Origin of the sequence: Sinorhizobium sp. FG01, from assembly GCF_002531875.1 — a bacterium.
GTDB lineage: Bacteria > Pseudomonadota > Alphaproteobacteria > Rhizobiales > Rhizobiaceae > Sinorhizobium > Sinorhizobium fredii_C.
In genome coordinates, this window is the sequence record NZ_NWTB01000003.1 from 554,547 (window position 1) to 570,122 (window position 15,576).

At 64.4% G+C, this 15,576-nt stretch carries 13 protein-coding genes; 6 read left to right on the plus strand and 7 right to left on the minus strand.

The annotated features are described in order from the left end of the window. Positions 1-378: 378 nt before the first annotated feature. The 4 genes from CO656_RS05360 to CO656_RS05375 form a co-directional block, all read right to left on the minus strand. Complete coding sequence (locus CO656_RS05360; RefSeq protein ID WP_097525031.1) at positions 379-1,605, minus strand: PLP-dependent aminotransferase family protein; 1,227 nt, start codon at positions 1,603-1,605, stop codon at positions 379-381. Between the two features lie 124 nt (positions 1,606-1,729). Further along, positions 1,730-2,920, minus strand: a complete 1,191-nt coding sequence (locus tag CO656_RS05365) for an ABC transporter substrate-binding protein (RefSeq protein WP_072642821.1) — start codon at positions 2,918-2,920, stop codon at positions 1,730-1,732. Between the two features lie 88 nt (positions 2,921-3,008). Further along, positions 3,009-4,766 carry an adenylate/guanylate cyclase domain-containing protein gene (locus CO656_RS05370; protein WP_037423311.1) on the minus strand — a complete coding sequence of 586 codons (1,758 nt, stop codon included), beginning with the start codon at positions 4,764-4,766 and terminating at the stop codon, positions 3,009-3,011. A gap of 150 nt (positions 4,767-4,916) precedes the next feature. After that, positions 4,917-5,840, minus strand: a complete 924-nt coding sequence (locus CO656_RS05375) for an adenylate/guanylate cyclase domain-containing protein (RefSeq protein ID WP_097525032.1) — start codon at positions 5,838-5,840, stop codon at positions 4,917-4,919. A 237-nt stretch (positions 5,841-6,077) separates the two neighbouring features. Between CO656_RS05375 and CO656_RS05380 the strand changes: the two genes are divergently transcribed. The 3 genes from CO656_RS05380 (at position 6,078) to CO656_RS05390 (ending at position 8,055) form a co-directional block, all read left to right on the plus strand. Further along, positions 6,078-6,680, plus strand: coding sequence for a class I SAM-dependent methyltransferase (locus CO656_RS05380; RefSeq protein WP_097525033.1), 603 nt, complete (start codon positions 6,078-6,080; stop codon positions 6,678-6,680). A gap of 68 nt (positions 6,681-6,748) precedes the next feature. Then, positions 6,749-7,720 (plus strand): aldo/keto reductase, encoded by a 972-nt coding sequence (locus CO656_RS05385; RefSeq protein WP_097525034.1) that lies wholly within the window; start codon positions 6,749-6,751, stop codon positions 7,718-7,720. Between the two features lie 80 nt (positions 7,721-7,800). Then, positions 7,801-8,055 carry a hypothetical protein gene (locus tag CO656_RS05390; protein WP_097525035.1) on the plus strand — a complete coding sequence of 85 codons (255 nt, stop codon included), beginning with the start codon at positions 7,801-7,803 and terminating at the stop codon, positions 8,053-8,055. Positions 8,056-8,248: 193 nt separating this feature from the next. On the opposite strand, the gene ilvC is transcribed toward CO656_RS05390, so the two are convergent. Together ilvC and CO656_RS05400 are read right to left on the minus strand one after the other, a co-directional pair. Then, positions 8,249-9,268 (minus strand): ketol-acid reductoisomerase, encoded by a 1,020-nt coding sequence (ilvC, locus tag CO656_RS05395; RefSeq protein ID WP_037386668.1) that lies wholly within the window; start codon positions 9,266-9,268, stop codon positions 8,249-8,251. A gap of 59 nt (positions 9,269-9,327) precedes the next feature. Beyond that, entirely contained in the window at positions 9,328-9,975 is a 648-nt protein-coding gene (locus CO656_RS05400) for a TetR/AcrR family transcriptional regulator (RefSeq protein WP_179864704.1), read from the minus strand. Positions 9,976-10,227: 252 nt separating this feature from the next. Between CO656_RS05400 and macA the strand changes: the two genes are divergently transcribed. Then, positions 10,228-11,496, plus strand: coding sequence for a macrolide transporter subunit MacA (macA, locus tag CO656_RS05405; RefSeq protein WP_097525036.1), 1,269 nt, complete (start codon positions 10,228-10,230; stop codon positions 11,494-11,496). 9 nt (positions 11,497-11,505) lie between these two features. Further along, entirely contained in the window at positions 11,506-13,449 is a 1,944-nt protein-coding gene (locus CO656_RS05410; protein WP_097525037.1) for a MacB family efflux pump subunit, read from the plus strand. 30 nt (positions 13,450-13,479) lie between these two features. Here the strand turns inward: CO656_RS05410 and CO656_RS05415 are convergent, their stop codons facing one another. Continuing rightward, entirely contained in the window at positions 13,480-14,046 is a 567-nt protein-coding gene (locus CO656_RS05415; RefSeq protein WP_037423292.1) for a transglutaminase-like cysteine peptidase, read from the minus strand. Positions 14,047-14,451: 405 nt separating this feature from the next. Between CO656_RS05415 and CO656_RS31380 the strand changes: the two genes are divergently transcribed. Beyond that, positions 14,452-15,576, plus strand: a 1,125-nt coding sequence (locus CO656_RS31380; RefSeq protein ID WP_158255708.1) for a hypothetical protein, incomplete at its 3' end; no start/stop codon positions are given.

Sequence of the window (15,576 nt, forward strand, 5' to 3'; positions counted from 1 at the left end):
AATGCGGCAATGAACAGATGGAGCGGCGTCGCAAACGCATCCCGCTCCGGTTCCGGCCGGCCGAAGGGTATCAGCAAACCGGAAAACAAAGCTCCCTGATGCGCCGCAGCAATCTTGCTGCAGCGCGGCGGAACGGGGCGAGATACTGGTTCAGAATATGGCCTCAATAAGGGGCCGGCGGTTGAAAGGCTCGCGCAACGGCTGACGCGGGGCCTCGGAGAGGCGACGCGGCGCTTCGATTCCGAAGGCCGCAAGGGCCGCCACGCTCACAGAATATCGAGTTTCGGCAAGGACTTCAGCTGAAACCCTCGACTGAAGTAGCAGCTAAACGAGTGGCACGCCCGGCCAAGGCCTTCATGATTTGTTGAAAACTGCCGATCAGGCGGCTTTCGCCATCCCGCCGCGAATCAACTCGCCCAGCCGGCGGATGCCTTCGTCGATCATGCTGTCGTTGGCGCAGGAGAAGCTCAGGCGCAGAGTGTTCACACCGGAGCCGTCGGCGAAGAAGGCGCGGCCGGGAACGAAGGCCACTTTCGCGCTCTGGATCGACTTGGCCAGGAGTTCGGCGCCGTCCGTGCCGTTCGGCAGCGTGACCCAGACGAACATGCCACCCTCCGGCTTCGTCCAGGTGACGCCGGCCGGCATGTATCTTTCGAGCGCCGCGAGCATCGTGTCGCGGCGGTGCTTGTAGACCTTGTGGACCTTCGCCACCTGCTCGTCGAAGCCGCGTTCGGCGACGGTGCAGATCGCCATCTGGTTGATGGTCGAGGAATGAAGGTCGGCCGCCTGCTTCAGGAGCACCAGCTTGCGGATCACCGGCTCTGCCGCGCAGACCCAGCCGACGCGCAGCCCCGGCGCCAGCGTCTTCGAAAAGCTGCCGCAATAGATCGTCCGGGCATTGTTGATGTCGCCCCTGCGGGCGATCTCCAGCGCCAGGATCGGCGGGATCGCCTCGCTGTCATAGCGCAGCGACTGGTAGGCGGCATCCTCGATCACCGGGATATCGAGCTCCTCGGCAAGGTCCAGCACCCGCTCACGGCCGGCGCGGTCGACCGTTTCGCCGGTCGGATTGGCGAAATCGGCCGAGAGATAGGCGAACTTCACCCGGCCGCCCGCCTCGGCTGCCGCCTGGATATAGGCTTGCGGCGTGCGGTTGCCGCCGGGGTTCAGCTGGTCGTAGTTCGGCTCATAGGCGTTGAAGGCCTGCAGCGCGCCAAGATAGGTCGGCCAGGTGACGAGCGCCGTATCCTTGGGCGAGAGAAACAGCTTGCCGAGATAGTCGAGCCCCTGCTGCGAGCCGGAGGTGATGAAGATGTTATCGACGGTCGCGGGAATGCCGAGCGCCGTCATCTGCTTGGCAAGCCATTCGCGCAGCGGCCGGTATCCCTCGCTGACGGAATATTGCAGGGCGGCACTGACCGCCGGCCCGCCGAAGATTTCCGCATAGGCCTGGGCGAACTCCGCTTGCGGAAAGAGCTCGGGATCGGGAATGCCGCCGGCGAAGGAGATGATGTCCGGACGGTCGAGCAGTTTCAAGAGCTCGCGTATTTCCGAAGCCTTCATCCGGCTGGAGCGCGTTGCGAAAATACTTTCCCAATTGAACATGCGGCCCTCCTCTTGGCGTGGGCCGGAGATGATCACAGCGCGCGATTTATGTCAATATTGCTGACCTATATTGCGATCCCCGCCGTCGTGAGGAAGAGGGCAAATCGCCGCCGCGGCATGGCGACTATTGCGGAACGGGAGCCTGGCAGGTTCGGTTGGTATTCAAGGCGATCGGGCCGGGATCAGGCTGCGGAGGCTCACACTCAATCTTCACGCCGACGATGTCGTCCCATCCTTTTATGATGACGTCTCGCGCCCTTTCCTGTTCCTGGATGCTCGGAAAGGCCGGGTCCGAGGCGCCGCGATCACGCTCGATTTGCCGCAGCCTCTCGCGCCAATCAACAGGTATCGCACCTTTGCGCATCAGGTCCGCGCGGCGGATCGGCTCACAATGGCCCGCCAGCCAGGCAAGTTGCGCCTCGTCGGAGTAGAGGTGCTCCATCCACAGCCGGGCGGCGTTCGGATGCGGAGCAAAGGCACTGATCGCCTGGACATAGACACCGGCAATGTTGCCCGTCTTGGGTCTGACGACCTCGATCCTGGTTTTCCCCTTGAGGCGGTCGCGATCACCGAGCGCGAGATACTCCCAGCGGATGAGGATCGGTGTGCGGCCGTCTACGAGTGTGTCGGTGCTACCGACGAGCGGAACGAAGTTGCCTTTGCTGTTGAGATCGGCGAAGAACCTCAGCCCCAGCCTCGCAGCTTCTTCGACGTTTCGGTCCGTTATGGAGAGGCCCGCGGCGTAAACACCGAGGATGGCCTGGTTCGAAGCGAGGTCGCCGGCAAGCGCGACTGCGTTCCTGTAGTCAGGCGAAGCGAGATCGGCCCAATCCCGCGGCATCGTCGAGACCCGGTCCGCATTGATCTCGAAAACGAGCACCCCGTAGTAGTCGCCATACCAATGACCGTCCGCATCCTTGACGGCGTCCGGGATCGTGTCCCAGGTGGAAACCTTGTAGGGCTGCAGCAAGCCGTCTTTTTTTGCGGGTGGGCCGAAGGAGATGCCGACATCGATCACATCCGGTCTCTCTCGGCCGGCCCCGATCCCCGCCTTGATCGCCTCGATCTGTTCTTCCGATCCCGCCTGAGGCTTCAGTTCGTTGACCGCCAAACCGTATTTCGCCTTGAAACCATCGATGATGCCGCCGTAGCCGCACCAGTCGCGGGGCAAGGCAATGACGTTGAGCTGTCCTTCCTCCCTGGCGGCGGTAACCAGTTCGTCCATCGAGCCTGCGGAAGCCACTGCCGCGCATGTCAGGACCGCGAGCGCCGCAGCCGGCGCCACCAGGTTTCTCGCTCTCCACTCCCATTTCATCGCCGCGCCCTCCACGGTTCGGGGACCATTGCACCCAGTCTTACCAAACCTGCGCGGACCGCGAAAAACCGCACCTCCGCCCGCTGGCTCAACGAACGACGGCCAGCCCTGCCTTATGCAATCCATCGAGGAAGTGCTCGTACTGGGCTGGTTCTGCATACGGAGTCAGCATCCGCCAGTAGTGTGCGAGGTTGGTCGTCACGTTCGCCATGATGTCCGGAATCAGGGCACGTGCTTCCTGGTTGCGGCCAAGCTGGCCTAGGATGGCCAGCAGCACGACCCGGTTAAAGTATCCCCGGCGGAGCGAAACCCCTCGTTCCGAAGACCGCAACGCTTCGTCGTAATTGGCGAGATGGTAATGCGCGAGCGCGAGCCGATCGAGAAACAGATACGTCAGCGGATCGTGCGGGCTGAGCCTTAGTGCCGTGTGAAGGGAATCGAGCGCTTCTGCGCATTGACCAGTGTAGATCCGGGCCCATCCCAAGCCCAAATGAGCGAGCGCGAGATTCGGATTGAGGTCGACCGCGCGCTGCGCCTCGGCGACCGCCGCGTGTGCCCGCTGCCCGACAAAATGGGCAAGGCACATTGCATAGTGGGAATAGGGATCGCGATCATCCAGGGCCACAGCGCGCTCGGCCGCGGCTCGGAGCTCGGCACCATCGCGATCGACGGCGGCGCTGAAACCATGGAAACATTGTGCATATAGCGCGCGGGCAAGCATCATGTGCGCTCGACCGAAGTCTGGATCGAGAGCAATCGCCCGACGATGCCAGGCGATCGCTTCCTTGAAGTGCTCGGCGGTGTCCTGCGCGTTATGCAGCCACGTGCCGCGCATGTGGCATTCGTAGGCGTCGAGATTGTCCGTTCCGCACGACAGCGCGCGGCGGCTTTCGCCAATTAGGATTTCGGGCTCGATGGCGCCGACGATGCTCTGGGCGAGCTCGTCCTGAATGGCAAAAATGTCGCCGATCTCGCGGTCATAGCGCTGTGCCCAGAGGTGCACGCCGGTGTTCGTCTCGACAAGTTGGCCGGAGACGCGCAAGCGGGTACCCGCTTTGCGCACGCTCCCCTCCACAATGTAGCGCACGCCGAGCTCACGACCGATCTGCTTTGCGTCGATGGCGCGCCCCTTATAGGCGAACGAGGAGTTTCGAGCGACCACGAAGAACCAGCGATAAAGTGAAAGCGCCGTGATGATGTCTTCTGTCAGACCGTCGGCGAAATATTCCTGCTCCGGGTCGCCCGACATGTTGACGAAGGGAAGTACCGCAATCGACGGCTTGTCTGGTAGCGTAAGCGGGCCGCCCAGTACGGCCGCCTCGGCCGAGTCCTCCGGACGCCAATCGAGTCCGAAGACCGCCACCGGCCGGGGGATGTTCTTGAGCTTGCGGTCGCCCAGCCGGACCATTGGAGAGCCGAGCTTGCCCTCGATCTGATCGCGCAATGCGCCCGAAACGCAGATACCGCCGGGCTGTGCAACCTCCTGCAGCCGCGCCGCAACGTTGACGCCGTCGCCGAGCAGATTGGTGCCTTCCACGACGACGTCGCCGAGATGGAGGCCGATACGGAACTCCATTCGCCGATCCGGCGCAAGATCGGCATTGCGGCGCCTCAATATCCGCTGGATCGCAACGGCGGCGCGCGCCCCTTGCACGGCGCTCTGGAACTCTGCCACGACGCTGTCGCCGGCGGATGCGAATATGCGCCCGCCGTGCTCGCCCACAAGGTCGGCGATGATGGACCCATAAGTCCGCAGCTGCTCGAGGACGCCTTCCTCGTTCGCAGCGACGAGCCGGCTGTAGCCGGCCACGTCAGCGGCAAGGATCACTGCGAGCTTGCGTTCCACGAGAAGAGCCGCTCCTGCGGCACTTGGCCAGGATGTTTCAAGGGTAGCTTAAATACGAAATCCGGAGAAGCGCGAAATGCCAGCTGGACCAAGGTGAGGTTGTGTTCCGGCGGGCCCAATCGGCGCTTCGCGAAAGCGATCTGGCATCGGTCAACGACCGACGCTGCCTCGTCCGCGCATGACCCATCGAATGGCGGCGGCGATCGCCAGGCCGAGCAGCGGCCAGCGCGCCCAAAATTCTCCGCTCCAGCTAAGAAGGTTGATCGTGACGATGGCGAGCCCGGCCACGACGAGCGTGGCAAATCCGCGGTCCACCCGTGAGGTCCTGATCCAGAGCAATGCTGCGGCGAGCCCGATCCCGAAGAGCGGCCATACCGCCCAGAATTCGCCTCGCCACGAAAGAAGGTTTATGGCGACGACACCGGCGGCAACCATGGCGAGCACCATATAAGCCCGAGAATGTCGGCGGATGGGTGCAGCGGCGGCCGGCTGCAGCGGCTGCGCCTGCCGCCCGAAGACGGGGTCGGCCGTCGGCGCGGCCCGATCTTCCCCGGCGCCGATCCGAACCGCATAGCTCGGAACGCCGCCCTCGATGTTCTTGACCTCGAGCTGCCCGAGAAAGTCGAATCCGACCGCTACCTTGTTGCGCACCTGATCATAGACGGTGTTGGAAATGACGACGCCACCGGCGGGTGCGGATGCCTGAAGCCGGGCGGCGATGTTGACGCCGTCGCCGTAGATGTCGTTGCCTTCGGCAATCACGTCGCCGAGGTTGATGCCGATGCGAAAGAACATCCGCGCCGCGCTTGGTAGCCCGGCGTTCAGTCCGGCCAGTTCGCTCTGGACATCGACGGCCGACCTCACCGCCTCCACCACGCTCGGGAACTCGGCAATCAGCCCGTCGCCCCAGGTGTTGACGACCCGGCCCCCATGCGAGGCGATAAGACGCGCCATGGCATCGCGGTATTGCTTGAGGGTGGCCAGCGTCCCCTCTTCATCCGCCCCCATCAGGCGCGAATAGTCCTGGACGTCGGCAAAGAAGATGGTTGTCAGCTTGCGACGCGTTTCGGACATGGCCCTTGATCCTCGCTCGGTCACAGCGCCAAGGCACAACCCGTAGATTGTAGACCCGTTGCACGATTCGCCACTCGAATCCAGTTCGCCTCCAGCATACAGAGTGCAGGCTGTTCCGGCGACTCCGCAGGACACCGGATGCGCAAACGGGCTATCACCGGCATCATCCCCGTAGCCATTGGCCGCCGGCACGCGATGGCGGATGCTGGACGTCGAGGCCGGCGACAGGAGTATGACATGACAACGATCGATGAGGGCAATGTCCGGTTTTACCGCGACAACGCCGCCGCCTATGCAGGCCGCGCCCGCCGGACACCCACGGCGCGGCTCGACAAATTCCTCGCACAGCTGAAGCCCGGCGCCGCCGTGCTGGAGATCGGCTGCGGCGGTGGTCAGGACAGCGCCTATATGATCGCCCGCGGCTTCGACGTCACACCGACGGATGGCTCGCCGGAACTGGCGGCCGAGGCCGAACGCCTGCTCGGTCGGCCCGTCGGCGTGGTGCGCTTCGAAGGGCTTTCCTGGCGGGAGCGGTTCGATGGCATCTGGGCGGAGGCCTGCCTGCTGCATGTGCCGCGTACGGCCCTTCCGGACGTGCTCACCCGCCTCCTCCGAGCTCTCAAGTTCGGTGGCGTGCTGCATGCAAGCTTCAAGGCCGGCGGTGGCGAGGGTCGCGATGACTTCGGCCGCTACTACAACTATCCCTCGCACGACTGGCTTCTGCGGCAGTTCGAGGAGACGGGCTGGAGGGCGGTCGAAATCACCGAAGCCGACGGCGGCGGCTATGACGGCAAGCCGACACGCTGGCTGCATGTTGCGGCCGAGAAGCCGGAGATTTGACTTCGCAAGGTCGAGGCCTAGGTAACGGCGTTCCTCCTCATCTCGATCCAACACCCAGCGAGAACGCCATGCACTACCGAACACTTGGCCGCACCGGCCTGCGCATCTCCGAAATCGGCTACGGCGCCTGGGGCATCGGCAATAGCGGCTGGCAGGGCGCCAAGGACGAGGAGTCGGCGCGAGCCCTCAACCGCGCGATCGACCTAGGTCTGAACTTCATCGACACCGCGCTCGGCTACGGCGACGGCCACAGCGAGAGACTGGTCGGCAAGCTGCTGCGCGCACGGTCGGAGACCATCCACGTCGCGACAAAGATCCCGCCGAAGAACCGGATATGGCCGGCTCGCGCGGGCACGCCGGTCGAGGACGGCTTTCCGGCCGATCACGTCATCGCCTCGACCGAGACGAGCCTGCGCAATCTCGGCATCGAGACGATCGACGTGCAGCAGTTCCATGTCTGGTCGGACGAGTGGGTCGGCCGCGGCGACTGGCTGGCGGCGGTCGAGCGGCTGAAGCGCGACGGCAAGATCCGCTTTTTCGGCGTCTCGATCAACGACTACGAACCGCACAATGCCCTGAAGCTGATCGATAGCGGCGTGGTCGACACTGTTCAGGTGATCTACAACATCTTCGAGCAGGCGCCCGAAGAGCAGCTGTTCCCAGCCTGTGAGCGCCACAAAGTCGGCGTTATTGTCCGCGTCGCGCTCGACGAGGGCGGCCTGACCGGCCAGATCCGTGCCGATACGGTTTTCCCGGAAGGCGATTTTCGCCAGAACTACTTCCGCGGCGAGCGCAAGCGCGACGTCGAGGAGCGCGTCCGAAAGATCGTCGAGGACCTGGAGATCGCACCCGACGCGCTCGCAGAAACAGCACTCCGCTTCGTCCTCAGCCACCCCGCCGTGTCGACAGTCATTCCCGGCATGCGCTCGGTCCGCAATGTCGAGCGCAACTGCGTGATCGGCGACGGACGCGGCCTGTCGCAAGCACAGCGCGAGGAGCTGCGGTCGCACCGATGGTCCCGCAATTTCTACCGCGACTGACAGCCTCCTTGGGAACGGAACCGCCCAACGGCGGTTTGGCCCGCGTGTATCGCATGAAGCGATGGCATTGGAGGTTACATATGTTCAAGAAACTGTTGGTTGCAGCCGCGATCTCGGCGGCTTGCGTGTCCCCGGCTCTCGCCCAGGCCGATCTCGTCTGCGATCAGGCGGGCATGACGAAGCTCGAAACGGACGTGGGTCAGATCACCGACTCTGGACGTAAGGAGATGGCGCAGAAAGAGCTGACCATGGCCAAGGAAGCATTGGCGGCGAACGACCAGGAAAAGTGCAAGACCCATATGGCAAACGCCATGAAGGGCAAAGATCCGATGTAATGCCGCTCGTGCCTGTACGATCGGTCGCTTTCCTTCACCGCACATGAAAAAGCCGAGGCACGATGCCCCGGCTTCTCCAGCCTTGGGAGGTAAGGCTTTAGAGCGAGATGCGCTCACATTCGTTCGCGCCCCCGCTCTATCGTTTTTGCCGCATTTGTGCGACGTCAGGTGATTCCACCTGACTGCAAATGCTTTAGTTCTTCGCCTTGTCGACCAGCTTGTTCTTGCCGATCCAGGGCATCATGCCGCGCAGCTTGGCGCCGACTTCCTCGATCTGGTGGGCGTCGTTGACGCGGCGGATACCCTTGAAGCGGGCAGCACCCGAACGATATTCCTGCATCCATTCCGAGGTGAACTTGCCGGTCTGGATGTCCTTAAGCACGCGCTTCATCTCGGCCTTGGTCTCTTCCGTGATGATGCGCGGGCCGGTGACGTATTCGCCCCACTCGGCCGTGTTGGAGATCGAGTAGTTCATGTTGGCGATGCCGCCTTCATAGATCAGGTCGACGATCAGCTTCACTTCGTGCAGGCACTCGAAATAGGCCATTTCCGGTGCGTAGCCGGCCTCGACCAGCGTTTCGAAACCGGCGCGGATGAGCTCGACCAGACCACCGCAGAGAACGACCTGCTCGCCGAAGAGGTCGGTTTCGCACTCTTCCTTGAAGTTGGTTTCGATGATGCCGGAGCGGCCGCCGCCGACGCCGCAGGCGTAGGAGAGCGCGAGGTCAAGTGCATTGCCGGAAGCGTTCTGGTGAACGGCGACAAGGCAGGGTACGCCGCCGCCCTTCTGGTATTCGCCGCGAACCGTGTGGCCCGGGCCCTTCGGCGCGATCATGACGACGTCGACGGAAGCCTTCGGCTCGATCAGGCCGAAGTGAACATTGAGGCCGTGGGCGAAGGCGATCGCCGCGCCGTCGCGGATGTTGCCGGCGATTTCGGCCTTGTAGATGTCGGCCTGGAGCTCGTCCGGGGTCGCCATCATCATCAGGTCGGCCCAGGCGGCAGCCTCGGCAACCGTCATGACCTTGAACCCGTCGGCTTCGGCCTTCTTTGCCGTGGCGGAGCCGGCCTTCAGCGCGATGGCGACATTCTGTGCGCCGGAATCTTTGAGGTTCAGCGCATGGGCGCGGCCCTGCGAGCCGTAGCCGATGATGGCGACCTTCTTCGACTTGATGAGGTTGAGATCGGCATCACGATCGTAATAGACGCGCATTGAACTTTCCTTCCCTTTGCTTGTCCGTTTCCCTTTGACGGTCCGCAGTTCGGCCGCCGTTACACCTTTCTGCCGTAAAGGGTGAGAAAGGCGTCGACCGCCCGCTCCGCCCTCAGGCCGAAATTCTTCTTCAGGCCGCCCGGATCCTCGCCGAGCAGCATGCGCAAATGCCAGTCGGAGACGACCAGCCCATAGAGCGCGCCATAGGCCTCCTCCGCATCGCCGAAGGCAAGAAAACCCGCCTTGCGGCCCGCCTCGAGCAGTGCCCCGGCCCTGCGGCCGATCTGCCGGCGCCCGCGCTCCTCGAGCAGACGGCCGAGCTTGGAGCCCTCGCGGCTTGCCTGGCCGATCGCCAGCCGGTTGAGCGCCAGCGACACGTCGCCTGCCAACACGTCGAGCAGGTCCTTGGCAAAGGCGACAAGATGCGCCTTGAGGCTTGCCGCGTCCAGCACCCCGCCAGAAACGTCGAGCGTCCTGACTTTGCTTGCCTGGAAGGCGATCATCGCCGAAAGCAGCCCGTCGCGGTCGCCGAACCACTTGTAGAGGCTCTCCTTGGAGCAGTTCGCCGCGCGCGCAACGCCGGCGGTCGTCAGCGCCCGCTCGCCGCCGTCGACAAGCAGTCGCAGCGCCTGTTCGAGCACCGCACCCTGACGCTCCGTCATGCCGCTTCCGCTACCGCTCCGCTTGATCGTTTCGACGCCCTGCACTTCGCTGCCGCTCCATCAGTACCGTACGGTACGGTTCGCCGTTTTAGTGAGATGATCGCTGGACGTCAAGTGCGAATCCGCTGATGGCGAAACAAACCGAACCTACAAGCAACCTTTTCGGATTATGGCATCGGCCTCACCCGCGGGCAGCGGCAATGATTACGAAAATATAATGATCCCGACGCTGTTCCCTCGCCCCGTTCGCCTTTATTTTAAAAGGAGAAAATCCGCCGGCGGAAAGCCATTGTGCCGATGAGCAAGACAGCGAAGACGATCAGACAGGAAGCGCCGGCTGCGGCGCCGAACGTCACCCTGATGCCGAGCCCGGCCCTACCCGTCCGCCGCAAGCGACGCTGGCGCCTGGTATTCGCTGTGCCGGTTCTAATCGCTGTGCTCGGCGCCGGCTATTATGCCTGGAGCCAATACGGCGCGCAGCCCGAGACCGCGATGATCACGCAAGCCGTGACCCGCGGCGACATTGAAGACAGCGTCACCGCCGTCGGCACGCTCGATGCCATCAAGTCGGTCGATGCCGGTGCGCAGGTCTCTGGCCAGCTGAAATCGCTGCATGTGGAGATCGGCGACAAGGTCGAGGCGAACCAGCTCGTCGCCGAGATCGATCCCGCCTCGATCGAAAACAGGATCGAGATCGACGAGGCGGAGCTTGCCCATCTCGAGGCCCAGCTCGTCTCGACGAAGGCGCAGCTGGTGCTGAAGGAAGCGAATATCGAGCGCCAGCGCAGTCTCGTCGCGACGAAGAGCGTTTCGCAATCGACACTCGATCAAGCGATTGCCGATCACACCGCCGCTCAGGCCGACGTGCAGGCGATCGAGGCGCAGATCCGCAAGCAGAAGGCGACGCTCGCCGGCGACAAGGTCGATCTCGGCTACACCAAGATCTATGCGCCGATGGCCGGCACGATCGTCGCCAACCCGGCCAAGGAAGGCCAGACCCTCAACGCCAACCAGACGACGCCGACGATCGTCACCATAGCCGATCTCTCGACGATGACCGTCAAGGCCCAGGTCTCGGAAGCCGACGTCGGCAAGCTGAAGATCGGCATGGATGCCTACTTCACCCTGCTCGGCCAGCCGGGCAAGCGCTTCACCGGCAAGCTGCGGCAGATCCAGCCGATGCCGGACACGGAAAACAACGTCGTCCTCTATTACGCGCTCTTCGACGTTCCCAATCCGACCGGCGAACTGATGATGTCGATGAGCGCCCAGGTCTTCTTCGTCGAGGCTGCCGCCAAGGACGTTCTTGTCGTGCCCAGCGCCGCCATCCGCACGGCGCGCGGCGATGGTGGAGGCAAACCGGGGAACGAAGTGACCGTGCTTACCCGGTCGGGCGCCACCGAAACCCGCCCGGTCGAAGTCGGCATCCGCAATCGCGTCAGCGCGGAGATCGTCAGCGGCCTGAAGGAGGGGGAGAGCGTCGTCGTCGACTCGGATTCAGGTTCGTCCCGCAGCAGCCAGCGCAGCACGCGCACGCGCGGCATGCGCATGCCGCCGATGTTCTGAAGACGGCCTATGCAGCCCCTCATCTCCCTCCGGAACGTCAGCAAGACCTACTTAAACGGCGACCTCGCCGTCGAGGTCCTCCATGATATCTCGCTCGACATCGAGGCGGGCGAGTTCGTGGCGATCATTGGTCAGTCCGGCTCCGGCAAATCGACCTTGATGAATATTCTCGGCTGCCTCGACCAGCCGACCGCGGGCGAATACCTGATCGAAGGCGAAAGGATCTCCGGCTTCAACGGCGACGAGCTCGCAGCGTTGCGCCGGCGCACCTTCGGCTTCGTCTTCCAGGCCTACAACCTGATCCCGACCGCGAGCGCCCAGGAGAATGTCGAGGTGCCCGCCGTCTATGCCGGTGTGCCGGCCCATGGCCGGCGCGAGCGTGCCGAGGCGCTGTTGAGATCGCTCAACCTCGGTGAGCGGCTCGACCACCGGCCAAGCCAGCTTTCCGGCGGGCAGCAGCAGCGCGTCTCGATCGCCCGCGCCCTGATGAACGGCGGCCGCGTCATCCTTGCCGACGAACCCACCGGTGCGCTCGACAGCCAGAGCGGTCGCGACGTGATGGCGCTCCTGCGCGAGATGAACGACAAGGGCCACACGATCGTCGTCATCACCCATTCGCGCGAGGTGGCGGAACAGGCCGACCGGCTGATCGAGATCCGCGACGGCCGCATTATCTCCGATCGCGCCAAGAAGGGCCGGAGCAATCCGGAAGCGGCTTTCGGCCTTGCGCAGCGCACGCGCGAGGGCCTTGCCGCGCTCGCCGACGTCTCGGAAGCGGTCAAGATGGCGATGCGGGCGCTGCGGGCAAACCTGTTCCGCACGATCCTGACACTGCTCGGCATCGTCATCGGTGTCGGCTCCGTCGTCGCCATGCTGGCGATCGGCACCGGCGCGCAGGATTCGGTGCTGAGCCGCATTTCCTCCATGGGCTCCGACCTCTTGCTGGTGCGCCCCAGCATGGCCAATTTCCGCGGCAGCGCCGGCGGCAGCAACGTCACGCTCGTACCGGCGGATGCCGACGCCATCCTCGAACTGCCGAATGTCGCCTTCGCCGTTCCGGAGATGACGAGTACCGTGACGCTCAGGCGCGGCAATATCGACTATCAGACGACCGCCAACGGAACCGTGCCGCAGTTCACGGCAGCGAAATCCTGGCCGATCGGACGCGGGGAGTTCATCAACCGCGACGACATGGAGGGCTATGCGCCAGTCACGGTCCTCGGCCAAACGGTGGTGAGGACGCTCTTCCCCGACGGCTCCGATCCGATCGGTCAATTTGTGCTCGTCAACAAGATCCCCTTCCAGGTGATCGGCGTGATGAGCGAAATGGGCGCCAGCGCCGGCGGCAACGATCAGGACGACGTCGTCCTCGTGCCGCTCACCACCGGCAGCATGCGCATATTCGGCCAGCGCAACATCCGCACCATCACCGTCAAGGTGAAGGACGCCGCGGCCATCGACCTGACTCAGGAACGCATCCAGGCCCTGCTCAACGAGCGCCACAAGAAGGAAGACACGCAGATCACCAACATGTCCTCCGTGCGCGAGGCCTTCACCGAGACCTCGAACACGATGAAGCTCTTCCTCGGCTCCGTTGCAGCGATATCGCTTCTCGTCGGCGGCATCGGGGTGATGAACATCATGCTGGTCAGCGTCAGCGAGCGAACCCGCGAAATCGGCGTGCGGATGGCGACCGGCGCCCGCCAGCGAGACATACTCGTCCAATTCATCGTCGAGGCGCTGGTCGTCTCCGCCATCGGCGGCGCGATCGGCATCGTTGCCGGCCTCGGCACCGCCTACGTCGCCCGCACCTTCGGCATGCCCGTCAGCTTCACCGCCGGTCCGGTGGCGCTGGCCTTTGCCTGCGCCTTTTTGACGGGCCTGCTCTTCGGTTTCCTGCCGGCCCGCAATGCCTCACGCCTGCAGCCCGCCGTGGCGCTGAGTGCCGATTGAAGAGCGTGTCACTGCACCGGACGGTGCCCGTCAGATCTGCTGTGCTCCGGCGATCCGCTCCCAGCGGCTACCGTTTGATTGCGACTGGCGGGCGAAATAATCGTAGGGCGTGCGCGACCAGTCCCTGACAGAGTTGGTCAGATTGTCGAGCACAAGATCTCCTTCACTGGTGCGGACAGTCAGCACCGTATGGCCATCGCCGTGATAACGGGCGACTGTCAGCAACAATGCGGAAGCCGGCCAGCCGCGCTTGAGGAGCTCGCGCTTCTTCAAAATCGCAAAATCCTCGCAATCTCCGTAGGTCGTCGGCACGCGCCAGTCGTCGTCTCTGCCGACATTCGCGCGGTCGCTGCGTTCTTTAATACGAGCGTTGACGGCGCTGTTGACCTGCTGAAGTTCACTGGCCTTGTCTGAGCGAAGGACAACAGCCTTTTGCCCACCATCGGTCCTGCACAACTGCGGTTCGCGCGAGCAGAACGAAGCGAAGGCCGGCGGTGCAAACGCCTTGCCGGCCGTTTTCATGATCGTCCCCGCATCAGCGATCGCCGGGGCAAAAAAAAGCAAAAGGAATGCGGTCTTCGCGATGAAGCGATTCATGAAGTGTTCTCCAACGGCAGGCGTAACGTCCCCCGCGTCCGACGTAGAGATTAAATCAGACGGGTTAATCCGGGGTTGATTAGCCCGGAATAGGGCGATGTTATGGCGACATACTAATAATTCGTAAATTGACCCCAAACATCTTTAAGTAAATCATTGGATTTATTTTCATAGTTATATTTTGCGTGGAGTTAAGTAATGAAAAGAATTCATAGATCGATTTTCCATACGTTCTTCCTTCTCTCTACGGCCGCGATAGCATCCGTCGTCGTTACGACGGATGCGAATGCAGTAGAGCGTCGACGTATGACTACTGCGCAATGCAGCCCTTTGACAGAAGACAACTTTGCAGCGTGTTGCGTTGCGATAAATCGCTCGAAAATTCTTACTCCTGCGCAAATCAAAATGTGCCCGCCTCTGTCAACCGCGACCATTGGCAAGAACACGCGCCGAGATGATCGCAGCGACACCGCCAGCCGCGGCAGCGGCAGCGGAGGCTCCGGTGGCTCCGGCTCCGGCGGTAGTGGCTCCGGTAGCGGCGGCTCCGGCGGTGGCGGTGGTTCCGGCGGCAGCGGCGGCTCCGGCGGTGGCGGCTCAGGCGGCGGCTCCGGCGGTGGTGGCGGTAGCTCCGGTGGTGGCGGCGGCTCTGGCGGTGGCTCCGGCGGCGGCGGCTCCGGCGGCGGTGGCAGCTCTGGCGGTGGCTCCGGCGGTAGCGGCGGCTCCGGCGGCGGCGGCTCCGGCGGCGGTGGCAGCTCTGGCGGTGGCTCCGGCAGTAGCGGCGGCTCCGGCGGCGGCGGCTCCGGCGGCGACGGTGGCTCCGGCGGCAGCGGCGGCTCCAGCGGTGGCGGTGGCGGCTCCGGCGGCAGCGGCGGCTCCAGTGGTGGCGATGGTGGCTCCGGCGGCGGTGGCTCCAGTGGTGGCGATGGTGGCTCCGGCGGCGGTGGCTCCGGCGGCGGTGGCAGCTCTGGCGGTGGCTCCGGCGGCAGCGGTGGCTCCGGCGGCTCCGGCGGTGGTGGCTCCGGTGATGGCGGTGGCTCCGGCGGCGGTGGCGGCTCTGGCGGCGGTGGCGGCTCTGGCGGCGGTGACGGCTCTGGCGGCAGCGGCGGCTCCGGCGGCGGTGGCAGCTCTGGCGGCAGCGGCGGCTCCGGCGGCGGTGGCAGCTCTGGCGGTGGCTCCGGCGGCAGCGGTGGCTCCGGCGGTGGCGGTGGCTCCGGTGATGGCGGTGGCTCCGGCGGCGGTGGCGGCGGTGGCGGATCTGGCGGCAGCGGCGGCTCCGGCGGTGGCGGTGGCTCCGGTGGTAGCGGCGGCTCCGGCGGTGGTGGCGGCTCTGGCGGTGGCGGCTCCGGCGGCGGTGGCGGCTCCGGCGGCGGTGGCGGGTCCGGTGGTAGCGGCGGCTCCGGCGGCGGTGGCGGCGGTGGCGGCGGTGGCTCTAGTGGCGGCAGCGGCGGTTCCGGCGGCAGCGGCGGTTCCGGCGGTGGCGGTGGCGGTGGCTCCGGTGGCGGTGGCGGCTCCGGCGGCGGCGGTGGCGGC